Source organism: Asticcacaulis sp., from assembly GCF_051954415.1.
GTDB lineage: Bacteria > Pseudomonadota > Alphaproteobacteria > Caulobacterales > Caulobacteraceae > Asticcacaulis.
In genome coordinates this window covers 66,185-89,360 of the sequence record NZ_JBQCHT010000020.1, presented here as the reverse complement: position 1 = coordinate 89,360, position 23,176 = coordinate 66,185, and the positions used below count along the sequence as shown (strand labels likewise).

The window sequence follows — 23,176 nt, the reverse complement described above, 5'->3', positions numbered from 1 at the left end:
GTCAGGCTCCCTGTAACTTGCGGCTCTTGAGCGCGATCAGGTGCGGCACATTGCCAAGCGAGGTCAGCACGTAAAAAGCCATGGCCAGATAACCACGCGCATTGAGACTGGCCAGTACGGCGCCATCCAGCCCCGCCAGCGCTTCACCATTGATCGAGAACAGGTCGGGAATATCGTAGCCCAGCTCTTCATTGATACGGATATCGACCTTGACCGACGCCACAAGACCGGCCTCAAGCCAGGCGGCAAAAACGTCGTCGTTGAGGCCCAGCCCGCCATGAATCGCGCGCAGAACCTGAAGATAGTGCTCCAGAACCGGCGCATTGCCGCCGTGCGGTTTGAATAGGGGCTCCCCCTCGCTGCGGCTGAGACGGGGATGCGCAGGCTCCATCAGCATCATCGGCCCTTCACCATCGCTCCCGTCGCGGAACCCCAGCAGGAAAGGTCCGCGCGCCTGCTCGGCCGGCACATAACGGGCATTCCAGCCATTGCCGTCGAGAAACAGGTTTTCATTGCGGTCAAAACCCAGCAGGGCGATGGCGTAAAAAGCCCCTTCCGCATCACGGCGGAAGAAGATGGGATATTCACGTTGAACCTCGGCAAACTCGTTCGGATACACGCGGACCTGGTTAATGGCGTCACCAAAGCCGGCGTCATGACCGGTCATGACACGCAGGTCGTGATGCTCGATATTGTCGAGAAGCACGGGTTTACTTTTTTCCATATTCATCAGGTCCGTTTAAGCTATAGCGGTCGGGCAATACTGTTTCAGGAAGGCGTCTTGCGGCATCATATTGGCCACGGTGTTATCAACCGTCGCCTTCAAGCCGTCAAACACCTGTTTCATCTCGGTCTCGTTCATGAGCGCGCCCAGTCGATGCCAGCCTTGCGGCTCCAGCCGCTGCCCCAGCATGACCTGCGCCCACGAATCCGTCCGGAACAGCTCTCCTGGTTCCTGATAGGCTATGCCCGACTCCCGGAACAGGTCGATCCGGGCCTGCAGGGAGTCCGGCACGTCCATCACCGCGTTGTCCGACCAGAATGATGTGTCGGTACGCTCGGTCAGCTTGTAATGCAGGATGACAAAGTCCCGGGCATATTCGGCTTCCCGATCGGACATCTCATTATAGCGCGCCACAAGCGCATCATTGATGCCGAAGAACGGAAAATTCTGGATCAGGTTCAGGACGGACTTCTGGAACAGATGGATGCTGGTCGATTCCAATGGCTCGATAAAGCCACTGGACAGCCCCATGGCCACGCAGTTCTTGTTCCAGATTTTCCGGCGCCGGCCGGTTTTATATTTGATCACGCGAGGGGTGTTCACCATCGGCGCATCCACGCTCTTCGTTAACAGCATGTGCGCCTCATCGTCCGACATATGAGCGCCGGAATAGACCAGGCCGTTGCCAACGCGATTCTGCAGCGGAATACGCCAGCGCCAGCCGGCGGTGTGGGCCACGACTTTGGTATAGGGCAAAGGTGGGCCGGCGGACTCGGTCTGTACCGCCAGAGCGCGGTCCGTGCGGATCCAGTGGCTCCAGTCCTCATAGCCGGTTTTCAGCGTCTCCTCAATCAGCAGGCCGCGGAAGCCGGTGCAGTCAATGAACAGATCACCCTCGATGACTTCCCCGGAGGCCAGGGTGACAGATGTGATAAAACCATTTCCGGCGTCCTGCTGAACACTGACAATCTGGCCTTCCTGCCGCCTGACACCGGCCTCTTCGCTCAGCTTGCGCAGATATTGGCCGTAGAGCACCGCATCCAGATGATAGGCGTAATTGATGGACAGGTTCTTATGGAGCTGAAACTTTCCGGCCATCGCCGCTTTCGTTTCCAGGCTGTAGTCATCCAGCGAGCCGCCAAGTCCCTTTGAGCGGGCTTCCAGCCAGATATTGTAAAAATGCCCCATCCAGGGCGATTTCCCAAGCGTGCCGAAAGAGTGAAAATATCGGTCGCCCTCTCGCGCCCAGTTTTCAAAATCGATGCCGAGTTTAAAGGTCGCCCCTGTCTCACGCATGAACGCCTGTTCGTCGACACTGATCAGATGGTGAAACGCCCGCACGGTAGGGATCGTCGATTCACCGACGCCCACAATACCGATATCGGCCGATTCAATCAGGGTGATATCCAGCACGGCTCCGAGCAGACGCGACAGAGCAGCGGCCGCGCACCAGCCCGCGGTCCCACCGCCGGCGATCACTACCTTTTTTATGACCTGTGCATTCATCCGCCTGTTCCTGTTCACTCGACCGTCTATAAAAAAGGAAGGCCGCATTGTTATGCGGCCTTCCCGTCAAGTTAAACCGTTATCTGGTTTAGAACTTGTAACGAATACCCACATCGTAACGTGTATCGAGTTCCTGATACATGACAACATCGGTCGGCACGCGGATATACTGCACCACATGTTCGCGGTTGATGTTCAGGGCCTCGAACGTCAGCATGAGGTTCGGACGCAGTTCGTAGTTCAGAGTCGCATCCCACTGGCCGAAGGCCGCGACATAACGACCGCCGTTTTGCGAGGCATTGGCCTGGGCCAGATACTTGTCGCGCCAGTTGTAGACGATCCGGCCTTCAAAGCCATACTTCTCGTAGATACCCGTGATGTTGTAGGTATTGCTGAGACCTTCCAGGGCGAACTGGTTGCTGCCGAGCGGATCGGCGCCGTCGTCCAGAGCCACGTCACCGTTGACCGTGGTGCCGCTGGCGGCGATGCCGAAGCCGGTGTCGCCGAAGAAGTGCTGGATGGCGAATTCGAACCCGTCAATATTAGCCGTATGGTTATTGACCGGTTGCGAAAGGACGAATGTCGCCAGGGGATCAGCGCTGTTGCTGACGACCTTCCAGTTGGGGTTGCCCCACAGGTAGACCGAAAGGGCATCCGTATCCGCAGAGACGTGTCCGTCCGGCGCGGTATTGGTGTTCCATTCGTTCAACGCCGTCGCCACATCCCCGCCAGCCTGATCGATGAGGATCGTCATAGCGGACAGGTTATTGGTGTTGGTGGAGGCGCCGATGCTCTGAAGGGCGGCCACCGCGGCCCCCGAACGCGTGCCTGCCTTGCCGGAGGCCGGATCGGTTATGCCGAACAACGTGGTATTGGTTGTCCCGTTGCCGACGAAGTTCTGCACGGCCTTACGATAATAGCCGAGCGAAACATAGCTGTTCTTGCCGTAATACCATTCAGCCGACAGATCGAAGTTTTCCGAAACCAGCGGCTTCAGGGCCGGGTTACCCGATGAGGCCCGGTAAATGCCGCCATTATAGCTGGCATCACCCGGTGCGCCGACGCTGGTAGTGGCATACATCTGGCTGTATTGCGGACGCGCATTCGTCACCGAGAATGACATACGGCCGATCAAATCGTCCGTGATGTTCATAGCCATATCCAGGCTGGGCAGCAGGTTGCTGTAGTGAGACTTCACAGCATAGGGCTGAACGTCCGTGCCCTGAACAACCGAGAAGTTGTTCTTCTGATCCCAGCGCAGACCGGTCGGGATGTTCTGATAGGCGGTAACCGTGACATCCGTATTTTCATAGCGCACACCGGCCAGAATTTTGACCGGACGGCCAACGAGCTCAGACTTCATGGAGAACTGGGCGTAAGCGGCCGTCACCTGCTCGTCAACTTCGTTATGGGCGAAGCCGTTGAGTTTAGGTGTGTTGGCCTTGGCACCGCCTGAAGGCAGAACGTTCGCAAAGGTCGGGCTGCCGTAATAGGCCTTCAGACCGTTGTAAGCGTCCACCGCATTATAGCGGTAAGCCGTACCGTCAGCCGACGGCATGTCGACCGAGGTGAATTGGCAGCTCATGCAGAAGGTCTTGATATCCTGGGTGCCATACTTTTGCAGATCGCCGGGGTTGAGACCGCCCCAGTCACCGAACTGCGCCTGATAGCCGGTGAATTCGGATTCGTTGACATTCTTGTAGGCGTCAAGACCAAAGCTCAGCTTGCTGTTTTCATCAACCTGATAGGTGGCGTCAAACTTGGCCTGCTGAAGCTCGTCGGTCTGCTGCGAGAAGTACTGATTGCTGTAGCCCGAAGCGAGCGAAGCGATGTCCTGCTTGCCTGTCACCGACTTGGTCGGATCGAGCACAACATTTTGAATCGGCGCAGCCAGTTCACCAAAGGTGGTGGTGTTCGACTTCACATAGGTCTGGGCCGAGCTGACCGTGTCCGAAGAAGAGCCATCCGGATTGTTGCCGCCCGAGCTGGACTTGGAGGTCGACAGATCGGCCGACAGGGTCCAGTTGTCATTCGGGTGATATTTGACATTCAGGCCCGTCGACTGGATCGTGGATTCCACGGCGCGCAGTTCGTTTTCGTAACCTTGGTCCTTACCGGTCGGGATCGTGTCGGTGGCGGAAATTGCCGACTTGATAATCGGATTATCGTCAAACGTGATGGCTGCGTAAGGGCTGCGCGAAAACCAGTTGGTCAGTTCGGAGCGCGCTTCCTCTGCTTCCACATGCGTGTAGAAGCTGTTGGCCGTGACGGTCAGATCCTCGGTCGGATTCCAGCGCAAGGTGACGGCGGCGTTGGAACGCTTCAGCGAATTTTCCGCATATGTAAGGCGGCTGTCGGTCGGCACAGCGATCAACTGATTCATGTCGGTCGGCGCGTTGGTGATGTTCGCCGCCGCAGGCGCCTGGCCGGTCGTCAGCCACTTGGCGTAGGTCTGGACGTTCCAGGAGTTGACGGTGTCCGAACGGGTCGAACCGGTCTTTTCCTGATAGGAACCAAACAGGGCGACGCCGAAATTGCTGGAATCGTTGGTCCACTGATAGGCGCCCGAGATTTCCGGCGTGACGCTCTTCTTCTTCAAAACGGTGCCGAGGCCCGGATTGTCGGTGGTCAGGGCCTTGACCGTGAAGCTACCCTTCGAGCCCGAATGGGCGAGCGGCTGCAGGGTAGCGATATTAATGGTGGCGCCGATGCCGCCGGAATTGAGGTCGGCGCGGCCGGTCTTGTAGACCTGAACGGCCGAAACACCATCCGATGCGATATTGCTGAAATCGAACGCACGGGTATTGCCCTGATTGCTGTCAGCGCCCTGACCGCCGCCGATGACACCGATGGTCGAAGCCGGCATGATGCGGCCGTCAACGGTCGTCATGTTGTAGCCCGGACCGAAACCGCGAACCGTGATCTGCTGGCCTTCGCCGTTGACACGGTTGATCGACACACCTGTGACGCGTTGCAGCGAGTCAGCCAGGTTGGTGTCCGGATACTTGCCGACGTCTTCGGCCGAGATACCGTCGACCACACCGTCGGCGTTCTTCTTGATGTTCATCGAACGCTGCAACGAACCCCGGATACCGGTAACGATAATCACCGTGCCGTCGTCCGCCGGCGCTGCCGCCGGAGCGGTATCCTGAGCCGCGTCCTGCGCGAACGAAGGTGCGGCGATGGCGCAAATGGCCAGCGTCGAAACGCCACCCAGGAACGCTGTACGCAACACACCACCGGCGCGTTTCCCATTTACTCTACTTGTCATGTAGTCCTCCCAACTTTGGTTTTTATGACAGACATCGCGCCAGTCCGTCGGACTTCGTTCGCAAACGAGCACCCGCCAAACAGACGCAGTTCTCCGTTCCGCAACACCGGTCAATCCGGCATCCGGTTGAAGTTTTTGCGGAAAGCCATGCCCACAACGGACACGCCCACCCATTCTACTAACGCTTACTGATCGGGACCGGACACGAGCCTCAATGTTAAGCCCCGTGAGACCAGTCCGAACTTCCCGACAACGTTGTCAGTATCAAATTCGATCGCCAAACGCTATAGACGCATTTATGCCGCAATGAAAATTCCGGCGCTTCCTTCTCCAAACCTATCATTATCGCCGCGACTGTTTTTTATGGCCGCGGTCCGCCTCATTCCCTTTCCGGGCATGGTTTTCCCACTCCGGTCCGGTTTTGGTACGTTAGCGGTAACACTCAGCCTCGAAACCGTCAATTATGGAAAAAGCCCAATGCACATTTTTATGTGTGATTTGCAATTATGCAACAATACCGACGCCCGAAACACAGCCACAGCTATTAATTGTAATATTATTGAATATATTGATACTACAATTAAGGGCGATTTTTTGACTTTTGTCTGTCGGAGCGATTCGCCTGAACTATGGGTGGTCGGTAATTTGTTACGCCGCAAAAACAGGCACATACTACCGAATACTGTCTCCTGCCTGCGGGACAGATCATGCGCCTAATTCACCCGCCATGAAAGAAGTCATATATCTTCTGCGCCAGGGCAGCGCTGATGCCTTCGATCTTCATCAGTTCATCGACCGTGGCGCGGCCAACCTCGCGGCCTGAGCCGAAGGCCGCCAGCAGGGCGCGCTTCTTGCGCGGGCCGATGCCCTCGATTTCGTCGAGCGGATTTTTGGTGATGGCGGCGTCGCGCTTCTGGCGGTTGGCGCCGATGGCATAGCGGTGCGCCTCGTCACGCAGTCTCTGCAGATAATAGAGCACCGGCGACTTCGGCTCCATCATGAAGGGCAGCCGGCCTGGCATGAAGAAGCGCTCCATGCCGGCGTCGCGGTCCGGCCCCTTGGCCACGCCGACGATCGGGATATCCTCCAGCCCGAGTTCGCTCATCACGGCCAGAACCGCATCGAGTTGTCCCTGCCCGCCATCGACCAGCACCAGGTCCGGACGTCCGAAATTCTTCTCACCTTCAGGCAGGTCCTTTTCCCTGATCAGCCGCATGAAACGCCGGCGGAAGACTTCCGCCATCATGGCGTAGTCATCGCCCGGCCTGGTATCGAGATCGCGGATGGTGAACTTGCGGTACTGCCCCTTCAGAAACCCTTCCGGCCCGGCCACCACCATGCCGCCGACCGCATGGGTGCCGCCGAGGTGCGAATTGTCATAGACTTCGATCCGCGTCGGCGGCGCATCCAGCCCGAAGGCTTCGCACACCCCCTGCAACAGTTTCGACTGCGCACTGCTTTCCGCCAGCTTGCGGCCAAGGGCTGCACGGGCATTATTCAGCGCGTGCTGCACCACCTCGCACTTGTCGCCGCGCTGGGGCCGCAGCACCTGCACCTTGCGCTCGGCCTTCAGGCTGAGGGCCTCCATCATCAGATCGGCCTCATGCAGATCGTGCGACACCAGGATCAGGCGCGGCACCTGCCGGTCCTGATAGAACTGCCCCAGAAACGCATCGAGAATGCTGCCGGCATCGTCTTCCTGATCGACACGTGGGAAATAGGCGCGGTCGCCCCAGTTCTGGCCGGCGCGATAGAAGACCACCTGCACGCAGGCCGTGCCGCCTTCGTTGAACACGGCGAAGACATCGGCCTCTTCCTCGCGCAGATCGACCGAGGCCGACAGCGAAACATGGTTCAGCGCCCGCACCCGGTCGCGCAGATGGGCGGCGCGCTCGAAATCCATCTCGTCCGAGGCTTGCATCATCTCCTTCGACAGGCGGTCGATCACCGCCCGGCTCTTGCCTTTCAGGAAGTCATGCGCCTGTTTCGCCAGGTCGCTGTAATCGGCCAGACTGATGACGCCGGTGCAGGGCGCCGAACACCGCTTGATCTGGTGCAACATGCAGGGCCGGGTACGCGAGGCGTAGACGCTGTCGGTGCAGGTGCGCAGCAGGAAGGCTTTTTGCAGCGTATCGAGCGTGCGGTTCACCGCCTGGGTTGAGGCAAACGGGCCGTAATAATCACCAGGAATGGTATGGGCGCCGCGGTGCTTGGTGATCTGCGCCGCCTCATGATCCTTGCGCACCAGTATTTCAGCGAACATCTTGTCGTCGCGCAGCAACACATTATAGCGCGGCTTCAGGGCCTTGATAAGCCTTGCTTCAAGCAGCAGGGCCTCGCCTTCTGTATCGGTGCGCAGCAGGACCATTTCATGGGTGAGCGCCACCATGCGGGCAATGCGCTGGGTATGGAAACGGCCCTGCGCATATTGCAGCACGCGCTTTTTCAGGCTTTTCGCCTTGCCGACATAGAGGACTTCGCCATCATGCCCCAGCATCCGGTAGACGCCGGGCTTATCGGGCGCCAGCGCCGCCTCGCGCCGGATCAGGGCCGCGCCGATCAGCCGGGGCTCTGGGGCTTCAATGGTGATTTCGGGGTCTTCGGCGTCTGGGGTCATTACGGGCTTATTAGCATGAATCGGGGCTTGTATATGGGAAGCCTGACGCAAAATCACACAGGTTTCCGGCAGCAGAGGCCGCAACTGTTACAATCCTTCATCACGCGTCCGTGATTGTGATTTGGTGTATGACGCGCATTGCCCTATATGGAGGCATCACCTCCGCCATCGAGACTCAATGACGCCCGCCGCTTCCCTGACGCCTGCGCCGAAAAAGCCGGCCGAAATCCGCGCCCTCACGGGCCTGCGCGGAATCGCGGCCCTGTATGTGGTCTTCTTCCATGCCAACGGCCTGCATGCCTTCCCGATGGCCGTGCGCCCCTTTGTCAGCCACGGCTATATGGCGGTCGACCTGTTCTTTATCCTCAGCGGCTTCGTCATGGCCATGACCTATGGTGGCCTGTTCGAGAACGGCTTCGACCTCAAGAATTTCAAAAAATTCCTGCTGCTGCGCCTAGCGCGCATCTATCCGCTCTATATCCTGATGACGGTCATCACCGCCATTATGATCACCACCGTGCTGAGCGATACCTATCGCTTCGACGATAATGTCCTGCGCGCCCTGCCCTTCAATATCACCATGAGCCACGTCTGGGGCCTGGCCTATTCGATCGTGCCGCCCTCCTGGTCGATCAGCACCGAATGGGCGGCCTATCTGCTGTTTCCCGTCAGTATCCTCCTGGCCTTGTGGCTGCCGCGCCGTTATGCCCTGCTGGGCGTCGTGGCCGCGTTCGGCATCCTGATCGCCGTGGCCTATGGCCCGCAGTGGCTGACGCACCATCCGTACAAGGGTATCGGCAAGTTGGATGTCGTCCACTCCTATGCGCCGGGCACCACCCTCCGCTGTCTGGCCGGTTTCTATATCGGCCTCGTCGCCTTCCGCTTCAAGGATCTGGTGCCGGCGCGCGCCGCCGGTCTGTTCCTGCCGCTGGCCCTGTTCCTGCTATGCTACAAGTCGAACGATGTCTGGCTGGTCGCCGTTTTCGCCGGCCTGATCATGAGCCTGAGCCATGATGAAGGCGTGATCGCCCGCCTGCTGCAAAACCGTGTCGTATACTGGCTGGGCCTGGTGTCCTTTGCTCTCTATCTGGTGCATGACCTGGTGCAGAAGATCATCCTCAAGTCCTTCCCGGCCTGGGGCGTCGATCTCGGCCTGTCGAAAATGACCTGGGTGTTCGTCTCGGTGGCCATATCGCTCGGCATCGCCGCGCTGGCACACTACTATTATGAGAAGCCGTCACGCGCCTGGGCGCGTAACCTGATAAAGACGCTGGAAAATCACTCCCCGGTCTTCAGCCGCGCCAACTATGTGAAGCTTGCAAACTATGTGCGCTCGGTCACGGTGCGCCCCACCACGCCGGCGGAATAGTCACCAGATCGGATCGGGTGGAAAGCCCATCAGCGCTTCCTGAATCCTGCGCAGCGAGCCCTCGTTGATATTAACCGGCAGGGCGTCGAGCGCGAAGAAGCCGACATTCTTGATCTCGCCGTGCGACGTCATCGGCACCGCCTCATACTGATCGACGCGAAACAGCAGGACATGATCGCCGGGAAAGAACCGCTCATTGCTGTGAACCGACAGCAGCTTAGGCTGTTCCAGCGGATTAACACCGGCCTCCTCGCGCAGTTCGCGCGCCACAGCCTGATGCGCCGTTTCGCCGGCATCGACCCCGCCGCCCGGCAGCCACCAGCCTTCGAGATAGGTGTGCTCGATCAAAAGCACCTCGCCCTTCGGACTGACCACCAGACCGCGCACACCCAGCGTCTTGCCCCGCGTCGCCCGCGAATAGGCGAAGAATAGCGGGCGTGAATAGGGTTCTACAACGCGTTTCCAGTCTTCCATGAATATACGATGGCGGCATCAGGGCACCGATGCAAGGCCGGAACGACACTCTGTCCGATTAAATATCGTTTATGTCGCCGTGATTAGAGCGTGTTCCGGTCTGGTTGCGCCAGGTCGGAACACGCTCTAAGTTTTTGTTTTACCGCGCATCTTAATCCAAAAAGTGCATCACACTTTTTGGGATGCGCTATAAATGTGAACAGCGACCTCTTCCCCCTTGTCTCCTCCGCGCAAGCCGGTTATCAAAAACCATTCATTTGCGGAGTCTGTCCATGCTCGCCATTTCCATCCTCGGTCTGTTCCTCATTTTCATGGCCGTCATGAACATTATCGACTTCGGTCGCGTTGACTAAGACTGCTTTAGTCACCGGCGCCGCCAAGCGGATCGGCCGCGCCATCGCCATCGCCCTGGCCAATGCCGGTTACAATATCGGTGTCCATTATGGCCAATCGCGTGATGATGCGTTGGCGCTTGTCCGTGAACTGGAAACACTGGGCGTAAAGGCCCATGCCATTCAGGGCGATCTCAGTGATGTGGCCAATGTCGCCGGCCTGATCACCAGGGCGCGTGAAGCGCTCGGTCCCATCGATGTCCTCGTCAATAACGCCTCCGTCTTCGCTGATGACCGTGCCCGCAACCTGACCATCGATAGCTGGCAGATGCACATGGACACCAATCTTCTGGCGCCCGTCCTGCTCTCCCAGGCGTTTGCCGCGCAAAGCGATATCCGCAAAGGCGCCTCGATCATCAATATGATCGACCAGCGTGTTTTGAAACCGTCCCCGCCCTTCTTCAGCTACAGCATGTCCAAGGCCGGTCTGTGGCACGCCACGCGCACCCTCGCCCAGGCCCTGGCGCCTAACATCCGCGTCAACGCGGTGGGGCCGGGCCCGACGCTCAAATCGATCCACCAGAGCGAGGCCGACTTCGCCCGCGAAGCCCGGTCCACCCTGCTGCAAAAACCGACCTCGCCCGAAGAGGTGGCGACGGCGGTGATTTATCTGCTGAACGCCCCCAGCGTCACCGGCCAGATGATCTGCGTTGATTCCGGCCAGCACCTGAACTGGAAAACGCTGGATATGTTTGATGTTTAAGAGACTGAGTTAGCAAGGTCAGCCTCTCAAAAACATTTGATCATTATATACTTTGCAAACATCTAATACTGATGGGTTGGAAATACTTCGACGCTCGCTTGTTCACTGCCCTCATCCCAAATCGAAATGAATTGATCCGGGTGAATATCAATAGAATGAGGTTTGCCGTCCTGAAGCGTGATGGTTGCCTGTCCAGCAATGGGAACTTCATATTCTTCACAATAAGGCTCAATGAACACCGTAAGAGGTTTCAAGAGGTAATTGCGGATTGGAAGCTTCATTCTTAATTTCCGTGATGTTAGCTTGGGTTGCTCGGATTGGAAAGATAACCTAAACCGCCCCTACCGCCGCTTGGCATTGCCCATCATGCCGCGGATCAGCGATCCGGCGATGGCAATGCCGATCGAGCGGATAATTGGCACCGCGACCGAAGTTACCGTCTTGGTCATCTGGGCCGCCGCCTTTTCCTTGGCCTTCTGTTCGGCCAGGCGCTCACGCTCTTCCAGTTTCGCCTGCTGAGCGGCGGCCTTGGCGGCTTCCTTTTCGGCAGCAGAAGGCGGCGGAGGCGGCGCATCGGCCTGCGCCTGGGCAAGTTTGGCGCTCAGGATTTCATAGGCCGATTCACGGTCCTTCAGCGTATCGTAAACGCCCGCCACCGGCGACTTCGCCATGATATCGGCGCGTTCCTGATCGGTCACCGGTCCCATGCGCGAGGCCGGCGGACGGATCATCGCCCGGTCGCAGATATTGGGAATGCCCTTGATGTCGAGCAGCGAGACCAGCGCCTCGCCCGTGCCCAGTTGCTGGAGAACCTCGATCGTCTTGAAGGCCGGATTTTCGCGGAAGGAATCCGCCGCCGCCTTCAGCCCTTTCTGTTCCGAAGGCGTATAGGCGCGCAGGGCGTGCTGCACGCGGTTGCCGAGCTGGCCCAGCACCGTATCGGGGATATCGGCCGGATTCTGGGTGATGAAATAGATGCCGACGCCCTTGGAACGGATCAGGCGCACCACCTGCTCGATCTTTTGCAGCAGGGCGGGCGACGCCTCATTAAACAGCAGATGCGCTTCATCGAAGAAGAAGACGAGACGCGGCTTTTCCGGATCGCCGACTTCCGGCAGTTCCTCGAACAGTTCCGACATCAGCCACAACAGGAAGGTTGAATAGAGTTTCGGGTTCTGCATCAACCGGTCAGAGGCCAGGATATTGACATAGCCCTTGCCGGAAATATTGGTGCGCATCAGGTCTTCCAGCCGCAGAGCCGGTTCGCCGAAGAAATGCGCCGCGCCCTGGTTTTCCAGGGTCAGCAGATTGCGCAGGATGGTGGCCACCGTCGTCGGCGAAATCTGGCCGTAGGTCTGGCTGAGGTCCTTCGCATTATCCGAAATATGGTTCAGCATGGCGCGCAGATCGTTGAGATCGAGGAGGAGCAGCCCTTCCTTATCCGCCACGGCGAAGGCGATATTGAGGACGCCTTCCTGCACATCGTTCAGCTCCAGCAGACGCGCCAGCAAAAGCGGTCCCATCTCGGAAATGGTGGCGCGGATCGGATGGCCCTTCTCGCCATACAGATCCCAGAAGATGACCGGCGCGGCGGCCGGCTGGAGATCCAGCCCCATAGACTTGGCGCGATCCAGCACCTTGTCATTAAACTGCCCCGGCTGCGAAATGCCCGACAGATCGCCCTTGATATCGGCGGCGAAGACCGGCACCCCGGCATCGGAAAAAGCCTGGGCCAGGATCTGGAGCGTGATCGTCTTGCCCGTGCCAGTGGCGCCGGCCACGATGCCATGCCGGTTGGCGCGGCCATAGAGCAATATTTCCGGCTGGGTGGCCTGCCCGACAAAAGCGCCTGTAGAATCCGCCATGATCTTGCTCCTGTATAAGATGATCTGTTTTTAGCGCACTGCCGGCGCCGGCGCCAGTAAGGGCCGCAGGCGTTTTGTCAGATATCGCCGCGCCGGCATTTCGAGATAGTGAAAACTGAGCCAGCCCAGTCCGCTGGCCAGCGCCATGAAGGCCAGCAGGCTCAGGGGCGAACCGAAGAGCGCCAGCCGCAAAGCCGGAGACAGGCCCGACAGCCCCAGCATGATCGCCAGTTGCAGCGGAAAATGGATCAGATAGACCGAATAGCTGATATCCCCGATCCAGGCGACGCGGTGCAGGCTCTCCCGGCTCAGCCAGTTCACCCGCCAGCGCCCCTGCATCAGCCCCAGGGCCAGCAGGCTGAAGGGCAGGACGACATAAAGAAATACCGGCACGCTCAGCCAGGTGCCCGCCAGCCCCGGTTCCATCAGCACATTGACCGAACGGAAACCGCGCGCATAGCTGACGATCCAGGCCAGCGGCAGGATCACGCACAGCCACAGCATCACCCGCCGGCGCCAGACCTCATGCCGGCGCAGCGCCTGAACCGCATAGTAGATCAGCCCGCCCTGAAAGAAGCTCGGCACACCGCGCACGAAATCGACCGTCGGATCGCTCATCAGCCGCAAGGTCGCCCCAGCCACAAACAGCGCCGCCAGCACCCAAGGCCGGTTCCAGCCGAAAAAGCAGATGAGGAAAAACAGCGCATAGAGAAAGACCTCGACCGAGATCGACCAGGCGGGGCCATTGAAGGACTGCACCGCATAGGGCACCCATTGCTGCACCATGAAGAGGTTCAGGATAAAGTTGAGCGGCGTATCCTGGCGATAGATGAAGTCATCCCCCGGATAGAGCGCCTGGAGCGCCACCACGACCAGCAGGGTCACGATATAGAGCGGATAGAGCCGGCTGAACCGCGCCACGAAAAAGGCCCACGGCCCGGTATGGCGGCTGGCAATCGCCTCGGCATAGAGCCAGAAGAAAACATAGCCCGATATGGCGAAGAACAGCTCCACAAAGAACTGGCCATAGAGATAGAGCGGCATCAGGAGCCCGCTCAGCGGCATGTGGGCATAGTCGAAGCCCGCCGCATCACTGATCAGCAGGAAATGCTTGTAATGAAAAAACACCACCACCAAGGCCGCTACACCGCGCAGGATATCCAGCTCGTAAAAGCGGGCTTTATGCGGATGGAGCGGCGGCTGTGACAAAACTCAGGTCTGGCGTTCGACGCTGTAGACAGCGAGGTTTTCCAGAGCGCTCCGCCACGGCCCCGTCTCGAATATCTCAAGCGATGCGCGGGCCTTTTCGGCATAGGTGCGCGCCACCGAGCGGGCCGCTTCCAGCGCACCGGAAGAGATCATCAAATCCTGCGCATGGCTGAAATCGCCGTCTTTTTGCTCGCGCTTGCCGATGACGCGATCCCAGAAGGCCGTCTCATCGGGCGTGGCCTGCATCGCCAGGATCAGCGGCAGGGTGGCCTTGCCCTCGGCGAAATCATCACCGGCATTCTTGCCGAGATCGGCGGCCGAGCCCTGGTAATCGAGGATATCATCCTGGATCTGGAAGGCGAGGCCGAGGTTCATGCCGTAATCATAAAGCGCCTGGATCTTCTCTTCCGAAGTGCCCGAAGCGACCGCGCCGCTTTCCGAAGCGGCGGCGAAAAGCGCGGCCGTCTTCGACGAAATGATCTCGATATAGTCGGCCTGGCTGAGATTGAGGTCGAACGCCTTCATCAGTTGCAGCACTTCGCCCTGGGTGATGACCGCCGAGGCTTTCGACAGGATATCCAGCGCGCGCAGGGAACCGGTTTCGACCATCAGCTCGAAAGCGCGGGCGAAGAGGAAATCACCGACCAGAACCGAGGACGGCGCCCCCCAGATCAGGTGCGCAGCCACCTTGCCGCGGCGCAGTTGCGAGGAATCGACCACATCGTCATGCAGGAGGGTGGCGGTATGGATGAACTCGACCGCCGCGGACAGATTATGGTGATGGGTATTGCCGGTGCCACACAGGCGCGCCGCCGCAACGCACAGAAGCGGACGCAGGCGCTTGCCGCCGGCGGCGATCAGGTGCGCGGCCAGGGCCGGGATCACCGCCACTTCGGACTGCATCCGCTCGGTAATCAGGGCATTGATATCGACCATGTCCGGATCGCACAGGCTGACCAGCGCTTTCACGTCCGGTTTTGCCGTGGTCTGAACCGCCTCCGGTGCGGGGCGCACAGTGTCGATATTGGCCGAATCCAAAGCTGATACTCCTGAACTTTAACCTTTAGGCCATAAACCGCCTTGACCGCGCAGGCAATGGGCCGTGATACTATTTAGCCACTTTCCGTGTGACAGTTTGCGCGACTGTGGCCCGAAAACGATCTGGAATATGGCCGGTATATGACTAGGAACTTAGCTGGGAACTTAGCAGAGATAAGCCTGCAATCCGACATAAAAACGACCGCGACCCACCTGCTCGATGGCCGCGTCAAATTGATGCAGCCGAAGACCGGTTATCGTATCGGCATGGATGGCGCCCTGCTGGCGGCGGCCTGCGCCAGCCTGTCGAAGGTCAAGACCGCGCTGGAACTGGGCTGCGGCGTCGGCGGCGCGCTTTTGTCGCTGAAAATGCGCCGCCCGGCGCTGGCCCTGACCGGCATCGAACGCGAGCCGGACTACGCCGCCCTGGCCCGCGAAAACATCCGGCTGAACAATCTCTCCGGCGTAACGATCATCGAAGGCGATATAGGTCAGGGGTACAAAACCCTCTTATCCTCCCCTGCGTTAGCGGGAACCTTCGTTCCGAGGGAGGTGGCGGGCGAAGTCCCGCCGGAGGGGGCCAAACCTCTCCACCGCTTCGATCTCGTCTTCTCCAATCCCCCCTATTTCGACGATCCCGATACCTTGCGTGCCCCGCATGAGGCCAAGCGTCCGGCCTGGATCGCCGATGACGGCCTGGACGCCTGGCTCGATTTTGCCCAAAGCGCCGTCGTCGATCAGGGCCATATCGTCTTTATTCATCGCGCCGACCGTCTGGCGGATATCCTGAGCGGTCTGTCGAAAAAATGCGGATCGTTCGTTATCCGACCGATCCAGCCCTTCGCCGACAGGGAAGCCAAACGCGTTCTGGTGCGCGCGCAACGGCTGGGCAAGGCCCCTCTGCGCCTGCTGCCGCCGCTGATCCTGCACGACAATGGCGCGCGTAAGCACACGACGGAGGTCGAATCTATTCTGCGCGGGGAAGCGGAATTAAACTGGTAAGCCGTCTGGCCCCAGCCATGCTCAAATGCTGGCCATTGAAATAGAGCACACCTGATGCCGGATCGTACACCCGGCAACGCTGCGTATCACACAGCACATCCGAAGGTCGCAGGACCGCCAGTTTGTGGCTGCGGGCGAAATCATCCAACGCGGCAATCGTCTGGCCATTTTCGCTGTCGAACTGCGCCCTTGACATGCCAACGCTTAAAGGATCGCGTCCCAAGCTCTTGGCCAACCGCATGGCCAGGCCCACCTGTGACGGCGGATCGAAGTCATAGACAGGCACCGGATAGAGCAGCACGACCTGCTTACCTGCCGCCTGAAGATCGAGCGCGCTCAGTTCAAGCCCGCCCATCATGGCGGCACTGTTTTCATCTTCATATCGGCGGTAATTCACCGCCAGGATCACCGTCCTGATCTCCGGATCAGTCTTCAGATGCAGCAGCATATCGGCATTATGCGCACGGCAGGCATTGTTATAAGCGATGGTAAAGCCCACACTCGGCGGACAGGCCGAGGCGGTAATCTGGCGCACCCCCTCGCCCTGATCCGCCAGCGCTTTTGCCAGCTCCACGCCCTCGCTGTCGCCCCAGATCGCCACCGATGGCGAAGGGCTGAGGACACAGGTGTCGCGGTAATCGCGGCGGGCATTCTGGGCGATGTGGCAGCGCTTGCGATCCGGGCTGAAATCGTCCGTGGCGGCAAAAGCGGCCTGTTCGGCGGCATTGAAGCGCTGCGGCAAACCCTTGGCGCCAAAAACCAGCAGGGCGCTGATGATGGAAAGCGTCATGACGCCGCCCGTCCATAGCCACAGCCAACGCGGGCGCTTTTGCAGAAACGGTTGCTCGATATAGCGGCGAGACAAGGCCGCTATAATGAAGGCCGCGATCACGACAACAAGCGCGATCCACCACGCCTCACCAAGGACGAGCCGCGCAAGGACCAGCAATGGCCAGTGCCAAAGATAAAGCGAATAGGAGATATCGCCGGTCCAGACCAGCGGCGGCGCACTGATCAGCTTATTGCCCCATCCATCTTTGCTGATCAGCAACAACGCTGCCCCAAGGCAAGGCGGCAAGGCCCAGAGACCGGGAAACGGCACGCGATCACTCATAATGATCAGGCTGGCAGTAAGCAGACCGACACCGAGCACTGACAAAAGGCGCCTGGCTTTGTCGCTCAATGTAATGCGGCCTTGCGCCCAAACGGTCAGTGCCCCGATCAGCAGTTCGAAGGCGCGGGTCGTTGGCAGGTAAAAGGCGGCTTCCGGGCGAATGGTGATTTGAGCGGCGACGAGCGACACAACCGCCACCCCGGCCAGAATCGGCCACAGAAAACGACCCGCGAATCGGCGCAAGAGCAATAAAAGCAAAGGAAAAACGAGATAAAACTGCTCTTCGACGCCCAGCGACCAGGTATGCAGCAACGGTTTCAGGTTCGAGGTCGTATCGAAATAATCCGCCAGCCGGGCAAAGGCGAAGTTCGACAGGAACAGAGTGGTGAAAAACTGGCTGTAGACCAGTTCACTCAGCAGCTTCGGCGGCAGAATCGCCAATCCGGCCACCAGAGTGAACGCCAGCACCGTGAACAGGGCCGGAAACAGCCGCCGCACGCGCCTTTGGTAGAAATCGCGCAGGCGAAAGGTGCCCGACTCCATATCGCGCAACAGAATCTGCGTGATCAGATATCCCGAAATAACGAAGAAGATATCGACGCCGGCAAACCCGCCCGGCAAGGCGGCATGGCTGACATGAAACAGCACCACGGCCAGCACGGCAATGCCGCGCAACCCCTGGATATCGGCGCGTTTTATGTGCGCGTCAGGCGTCATTCGCCGCCTTCGCCACGCCATCGAGATAGCGCTTGGTCGCATCCAGCCGGTTGTCTTTCAAGCCGGCACGACGGCCAAGCAAATCCGGGCTGCCGGCATTGTAATCCACCATCAGTTGCCGCACGAAATCGCCCGACTGCACGTCCTTCAGCACAGCCTGCATGGCCTGTTGGCTGGCGGCGTTGATGATCCGCGGACCAGTCAGATAGGCGCCGTATTCCGCCGTATTGCTGATCTTCTCGAAGCCGCCGGACATGCCCAGTTCCCACAAAAGGTCGACCACCAGCTTCAGTTCATAGCAGGTCTCGAACCACGCCACCTCCGGCGGATAACCGGCATCCACCAAAGTCTGAAAGCCTTCGGTCACCAGGTTGCGCGTGCCGCCGCACAACACGACCTGCTCACCGAAGAGATCGCTTTCGCACTCATCCTTCATGGTGGTCTCTAAAATACCCTTGCGGCCGCACCCTAGAGCCGCCGCGAACGACAGGCCCAGCGCCTTTGCGTTGCCGGTCGCATCCTGCTGCACGGCGAACAGGCAGAACACCCCCTCGCCGGCCACATAGATATCACGGATGCGCGGCCCTATGCCCTTGGGCGAGACCAGCAGCACATCGACATCGGCCGGCGGCGTCACCAGTCCGAAATTACAGGAAAGCCCATGCGCGAATATCAGCGCCTGACCGGCGCGGAGGTGTGGATTGATCTCCTCGGCAAAGAGTTTCTGGTGCGCCTCGTCCGAAGTCAGGATGACCAGCACATCTGCCCATTGTACGCCTTCCGCTACCGTCACCACCTCGAAGCCATCGGCCTCGGCCCTGGCGCGGGTTTTCGATTTCGGTTTCAGCGCCACCTTGATCTGCGTCACACCGGAATCGCGGGCATTCAGCGCCTGGGTGCGACCCTGGCTGCCATAACCGATCACCAGCACCTTGCGCGCGCGAATGACGGAGAGGTCGCAGTCACGATCGTGATAAACGGGCAGCGGCATGGGGAAACTCGCAAAAGAATCGTACAAGGATGCTTGTTTTAGGCTATTAAGGTACGCCCCTCCACCACTTCGTGGTCCCCTCCCCAAACCTGCGGTTTAGGGAGGAGAGGCAGGATCGTCACCCTCCTCCCTAGCGCGAAGCGATGGGGAGGTGGCACAGCGCGAAGCGGTGTGACGGAGGGGCGCTTCGCAGTCGGATGCTACCATGTTTGATCACCCCGAATACCAGTATCTCAATCTTGTCCGTGATATCATGGATAACGGCGTGGCGCGGGCGGACCGCACCGGCACCGGGACACTGGGGCTGTTCGGTCGGCAAATCCGCTTCGATCTCTCCAAAGGCTTTCCACTCCTGACCACCAAGAAGGTGCATTTCAAATCGATCGCGGTCGAACTGCTGTGGTTCCTGCGCGGCGATACCAATGTCAAATACCTGCACGATCACGGCGTCACCATCTGGGATGAATGGGCGGACGACAACGGCGACTTAGGCCCGGTCTATGGCAAGCAGTGGCGCAGTTGGGCAGCGCCCGATGGCCGCGTCATCGACCAGATGAAGAACCTCGTCGAAAACCTCAAAACCAATCCCTATTCGCGCCGCCATGTCATTTCCGCCTGGAATCCGGCCGAGGTCGATGACATGGCCCTGCCGCCCTGTCACTGCCTGTTCCAGTTCTTCGTGGCTGAGGGCAAGCTGTCCTGCCAGCTTTACCAGCGTTCGGCGGATATATTCCTGGGCGTGCCGTTCAATATCGCCTCCTATGCCCTGCTGACCCATATGGTGGCGCAGGCGGTCGGCCTGGAGACGGGTGATTTCGTCCATAGCTTCGGCGATGTCCATCTCTATACCAACCATATGGAACAGGCGAAGACCCAGCTTGAGCGCACGCCGTTCGACTTCCCGAAGCTGGTCATTTTGCCTGAAAAGAATGGGGCCCCGAAAACCGACCTGTTCGGCTTTGACTATGCCGATTTCGCCATCGAGAACTACGAGTCCCACGGCGCGCTCAAGGCCAAGGTAGCCGTATGATCAAAAAAGTCAGACTGTCGCTTGTCGTTGCCATGAGCGACAACGGCGTGATCGGGCGTGACGGCGGCCTGCCGTGGCACCTGCGTTCCGACCTGAAGCGCTTCAAGGAAATCACCCAGTTCAAGCCGATCATCATGGGCTCGACCACCTGGGACTCACTGCCGAAGAAGCCCCTGCCCGGCCGGCTGAATATCGTCCTCAGCCGCGATCCGCGCATGGAAGCCGAGGGCGGCATTATCTGCACGACCTTGATGGAAGCGCTCGATATCGCCCGCGAACACGCGGCGGATGATGGCGCCGACGAAATCTGCGTCATCGGCGGCGCCAATGTCTATGAACAGACCCTGCCAAAAGCCGATCGCCTATATGTCAGCCACGTTCACGCCGATGTCGAAGGCGACGCACATTTCCCGGCGATTGATCCGGCAGTGTGGCAGGTGACCTCGGAAGAGTCGTTCACGAAAACCGAAAACGACGACCACGATTTTACTTTGCGTGTGTATGACCGAATAAAAAAGTAAGAACCCCCACCACCACGCCCGAAGACGGGCGCGGTCCCCCTCCCCAGTAAACTGGGGAGGTACAAGTGTGGAAATTTCTTATACCTCCCCGACTTGTCGGGGAGGGGGACCGCACGACGCGCGCAGCGCTAGATGCGGTGGTGGGGGTTCTTGCTTAAGGTATAAGCCCGGCACCTGACTTGATCATATCACCGAGGCCAAAGCCCTTTTTCTTCTTTTTGCCGTCCTGCGGTTGGGAGCTGTCACCTTGCCGCCCGCCCATCATACCGGCCATGTCCTGACCCAGCATTCCGCCGGTCGAGGTCTTGTAACGCACCTTGGTTTCCCAGGCGATGTTCCACGGCGTCTTCGGATCGGCCGGGCGCGGCGGATAGCTGAAATTAGCCTCGCCGCCATAGGCGGTAATGCCGTAGATCGCCCCCTGCACGTTCTGGCCCACCTCGGCCGGCACGGTGCAGGTGGTCGTCTCACCGGGCAACAGCGCCTTATTGCCCAGCAGGCGGTCGATATCGTTCGGCGTCAGATAGTCCGGCGCCATACCCATCCAGCCGGTCTGCACCTGGGCCGAGGTCCACATCACCATCACCGTCTCGCCGTTCTGCTGACCGCCGCCCATGGCCGTGGCGACGATCCCCTTCGCACCGGGAATAGCGGTCCAGGTCAGGCGCGTGGCCCCGCTGGCATCGGTCGCATTGCCGGTGACGTCGATCGGGTCCATGAAATCCTGGGCCTGTGACAGGGTGAAATCGATCTGCGGGCTGTAATTGCCCTTCACCGTATGGGCGCCGGCGAGCGAACCCTTGATATCCTTCGCGCTTTGGCTGTTCGGCCATTCGCCATAGGTCTTGGCAGTCGTTGGCGACGGCGGATGCACGGCATCGAGGGCGATCGGCTTGAACATCGACAGCGCCATGGTCTGACGCTGGGCCGGATCGGCAATCTTCGCCAGATCGATCACCAGTGGCTGGCCGGCCGGCGCATGAGCGCCACAGCCCCAGAAGATCAGGATCTTGCCCTTCGGTGTTTCATGATCGGTCGTCTCGCCCGGCGTATAGTCGCGCTTGACCGGCGTGCCGGGCGTATATTGCAGCGGCAAATTCCCGGTGCCAAGCCCCGCCGGCGGCAGGTGATCGGCTGCCGCAGCACCGCTGGCCGCCTGACTGGAACCCAGGCGCAGATACAGGCTGTGGTGAACATTATCGCCGCCGCCCATCATGCCCATGATCGAACTCATGGAAGGCTTGCCGCCGCCCAGGCTCATCCCGCTGGTGGTGGCGGTATCCACCCAGTAGCGCGCCACCGGACCAGTGACCACCTGCTTGACGGGTGCCGCCGCCTCAACCGGGCTAAGCATCACGCTTGCCCCGGCAATTACGCATAAAACTGACAGACGCTTTACTGAACGCATAGCCACCTCCGCGCCGATCGGCATTTCCAGTTCGCAATTTGAGAGAATTATCGCAGACTGGATACGCCGGATCGGCGCGGCTGGCAATGTATAAGAACGCCGTTAGACGAGCGATCCGAGAAGTGCGCGTTCAAAACCCTTGGCTTCCGTGCCCCGGCCGGCGCGGATTTTTTCCACCCATTCCGGATCGGCCAGCAGGGCACGGCCCACCGCCACAAGGTCGAATTCGCCGGCATCGAGACGCCTGAGCAGGCCGTCGATCGAGGCCGGTTGCGACACCTCGCCGCCGAACGCGGCGATGAATTCGCCTGACAGCCCTACAGAACCGACCGTAATCGTCGGCGCGCCGGTGATCTTCTTGGCCCAGCCGGCGAAATTCAGGTCCGAGCCCTCGAATTCCGGCTCCCAGAAGCGGCGCTGCGAGCAGTGCAGGATATCGACGCCGGCATCGAGCAGCGGCGTCAGCCATTGTTCCATCTCGTCAGGCGTTTTGGCGACCTTGGCGTCATAGACCGGCGACTTGAACTGCGACAAACGAATGATGACCGGGAACTCCGGACCGACCGCGGCCCGCGCCGCCTTGACCACCTCGACGGCAAATCGCGTGCGTTCACCGATCGTGGCGCCGCCCCATTTATCGCTGCGCTTATTGGTGCCGTCCCAGAAAAATTCATCGATCAGGTAGCCATGCGCGCCATGCAGTTCGATGGCGTCGAAGCCGATCCGCTTGGCATCGCCCGCCGCACGCCCGAAGGCGGCAATCGTATCGGCAATGTCGGCTTCGCTCATCGGCGCGCCAACCGTCCCGCCATTTACACCGATGCCGGAAGGCGAATCCATCGGCGTCGGGCGATAGTCCGGGTTGTTGCCGAAGGCCGAGCCGGTATGCCAGATCTGCGGCGCAATCTTGCCGCCCCTGGCATGAACGGTCTCGACCACCTTGGCCCAGCCGTTCAGGGCCTCGCCGTAGATATTGGGGATATTGGCTTCATTCTTGGAGGCCGGACGTTCGATCACGGTGCCCTCCGTCAGGATCAGCCCGACATTGTTTTCCGCGCGGCGCTCATAATAGTCGGCCACCGCCTGGTTGGGGATGCCCCCCGGAGAGAAGTTCCGCGTCATCGGCGCCATGACGATGCGGTTTTGCAGGGTCAGGTTCTTCAGGGCAAAGGGCGAAAACAGGGTATTGAGGGACATGTGGCGACTCCGTAAGCGTATCAGTTGC

The 23,176-nt window shown here is 59.6% G+C and carries 18 protein-coding genes; 5 read left to right on the top strand and 13 right to left on the bottom strand.

Features of this window, described 5'->3' with window-relative positions; all coding sequences use genetic code 11:
• Position 1: 1 nt before the first annotated feature.
• From ACTHND_RS06700 to uvrC, 4 genes are all read right to left on the bottom strand, one after another.
• Entirely contained in the window at positions 2 to 724 is a 723-nt protein-coding gene (locus ACTHND_RS06700; protein ID WP_440177013.1) for a SapC family protein, read from the bottom strand.
• Between the two features lie 15 nt (positions 725 to 739).
• Entirely contained in the window at positions 740 to 2,230 is a 1,491-nt protein-coding gene (locus tag ACTHND_RS06695; protein WP_440177011.1) for a tryptophan halogenase family protein, read from the bottom strand.
• An 88-nt stretch (positions 2,231 to 2,318) separates the two neighbouring features.
• Entirely contained in the window at positions 2,319 to 5,501 is a 3,183-nt protein-coding gene (locus ACTHND_RS06690) for a TonB-dependent receptor (RefSeq protein WP_440177009.1), read from the bottom strand.
• Positions 5,502 to 6,219: 718 nt separating this feature from the next.
• A complete protein-coding gene (gene uvrC / locus ACTHND_RS06685) occupies positions 6,220 to 8,118 on the bottom strand; it encodes an excinuclease ABC subunit UvrC (protein ID WP_440177007.1) in 1,899 nt (632 codons plus the stop codon).
• Between the two features lie 178 nt (positions 8,119 to 8,296).
• Between uvrC and ACTHND_RS06680 the strand changes: the two genes are divergently transcribed.
• Positions 8,297 to 9,487 (top strand): acyltransferase family protein, encoded by a 1,191-nt coding sequence (locus tag ACTHND_RS06680; protein ID WP_440177005.1) that lies wholly within the window; start codon positions 8,297 to 8,299, stop codon positions 9,485 to 9,487.
• On the opposite strand, the gene ACTHND_RS06675 is transcribed toward ACTHND_RS06680, so the two are convergent.
• A complete protein-coding gene (locus ACTHND_RS06675; RefSeq protein ID WP_440177003.1) occupies positions 9,488 to 9,961 on the bottom strand; it encodes an NUDIX domain-containing protein in 474 nt (157 codons plus the stop codon).
• A 345-nt stretch (positions 9,962 to 10,306) separates the two neighbouring features.
• Between ACTHND_RS06675 and ACTHND_RS06670 the strand changes: the two genes are divergently transcribed.
• A complete protein-coding gene (locus ACTHND_RS06670; RefSeq protein ID WP_440177001.1) occupies positions 10,307 to 11,056 on the top strand; it encodes an SDR family oxidoreductase in 750 nt (249 codons plus the stop codon).
• 62 nt (positions 11,057 to 11,118) lie between these two features.
• Here ACTHND_RS06670 and ACTHND_RS06665 read toward each other — a convergent pair whose 3' ends face one another.
• Genes ACTHND_RS06665 through ACTHND_RS06650 form a run of 4 tightly spaced genes read right to left on the bottom strand, consistent with a single transcriptional unit; the run spans position 11,119 to position 15,168 of the window.
• The gene (locus ACTHND_RS06665; protein ID WP_440176999.1) at positions 11,119 to 11,337 is read right to left on the bottom strand and encodes a hypothetical protein; all 219 of its coding nucleotides are present in this window, start codon (positions 11,335 to 11,337) and stop codon (positions 11,119 to 11,121) included.
• A 60-nt stretch (positions 11,338 to 11,397) separates the two neighbouring features.
• Positions 11,398 to 12,921, bottom strand: coding sequence for a helicase HerA-like domain-containing protein (locus tag ACTHND_RS06660; RefSeq protein ID WP_440176997.1), 1,524 nt, complete (start codon positions 12,919 to 12,921; stop codon positions 11,398 to 11,400).
• Between the two features lie 30 nt (positions 12,922 to 12,951).
• Complete coding sequence (locus tag ACTHND_RS06655) at positions 12,952 to 14,130, bottom strand: acyltransferase family protein (protein ID WP_440176995.1); 1,179 nt, start codon at positions 14,128 to 14,130, stop codon at positions 12,952 to 12,954.
• Positions 14,131 to 14,133: 3 nt separating this feature from the next.
• The gene (locus ACTHND_RS06650) at positions 14,134 to 15,168 is read right to left on the bottom strand and encodes a polyprenyl synthetase family protein (protein WP_440176993.1); all 1,035 of its coding nucleotides are present in this window, start codon (positions 15,166 to 15,168) and stop codon (positions 14,134 to 14,136) included.
• Positions 15,169 to 15,309: 141 nt separating this feature from the next.
• Between ACTHND_RS06650 and ACTHND_RS06645 the strand changes: the two genes are divergently transcribed.
• Positions 15,310 to 16,170 carry a tRNA1(Val) (adenine(37)-N6)-methyltransferase gene (locus tag ACTHND_RS06645; RefSeq protein ID WP_440176991.1) on the top strand — a complete coding sequence of 287 codons (861 nt, stop codon included), beginning with the start codon at positions 15,310 to 15,312 and terminating at the stop codon, positions 16,168 to 16,170.
• On the opposite strand, the gene ACTHND_RS06640 is transcribed toward ACTHND_RS06645, so the two are convergent.
• Positions 16,136 to 18,001: an acyltransferase family protein gene (locus ACTHND_RS06640; RefSeq protein WP_440176989.1), complete on the bottom strand. Its 1,866-nt coding sequence runs from the start codon at positions 17,999 to 18,001 to the stop codon at positions 16,136 to 16,138. The genes ACTHND_RS06645 and ACTHND_RS06640 overlap by 35 nt on opposite strands.
• Positions 17,991 to 18,992 (bottom strand): ketol-acid reductoisomerase, encoded by a 1,002-nt coding sequence (gene ilvC / locus ACTHND_RS06635; protein WP_440176987.1) that lies wholly within the window; start codon positions 18,990 to 18,992, stop codon positions 17,991 to 17,993. Before ilvC ends, ACTHND_RS06640 begins: the two co-directional genes overlap by 11 nt.
• Positions 18,993 to 19,197: 205 nt before the next feature.
• Here ilvC and ACTHND_RS06630 point away from each other — a divergent pair, with 205 nt between their 5' ends.
• Positions 19,198 to 20,022 (top strand): thymidylate synthase, encoded by an 825-nt coding sequence (locus ACTHND_RS06630; protein WP_440176985.1) that lies wholly within the window; start codon positions 19,198 to 19,200, stop codon positions 20,020 to 20,022.
• Positions 20,019 to 20,543 carry a dihydrofolate reductase gene (locus ACTHND_RS06625; protein WP_440176983.1) on the top strand — a complete coding sequence of 175 codons (525 nt, stop codon included), beginning with the start codon at positions 20,019 to 20,021 and terminating at the stop codon, positions 20,541 to 20,543. The genes ACTHND_RS06630 and ACTHND_RS06625 overlap by 4 nt, the downstream gene beginning before the upstream one ends.
• Before the next feature lie 154 nt (positions 20,544 to 20,697).
• Here ACTHND_RS06625 and ACTHND_RS06620 read toward each other — a convergent pair whose 3' ends face one another.
• Positions 20,698 to 21,897 carry a hypothetical protein gene (locus ACTHND_RS06620; RefSeq protein WP_440176981.1) on the bottom strand — a complete coding sequence of 400 codons (1,200 nt, stop codon included), beginning with the start codon at positions 21,895 to 21,897 and terminating at the stop codon, positions 20,698 to 20,700.
• 156 nt (positions 21,898 to 22,053) lie between these two features.
• Positions 22,054 to 23,148, bottom strand: a complete 1,095-nt coding sequence (locus tag ACTHND_RS06615; protein ID WP_440176979.1) for an NADH:flavin oxidoreductase — start codon at positions 23,146 to 23,148, stop codon at positions 22,054 to 22,056.
• Between the last annotated feature and the right edge of the window lie 28 nt (positions 23,149 to 23,176).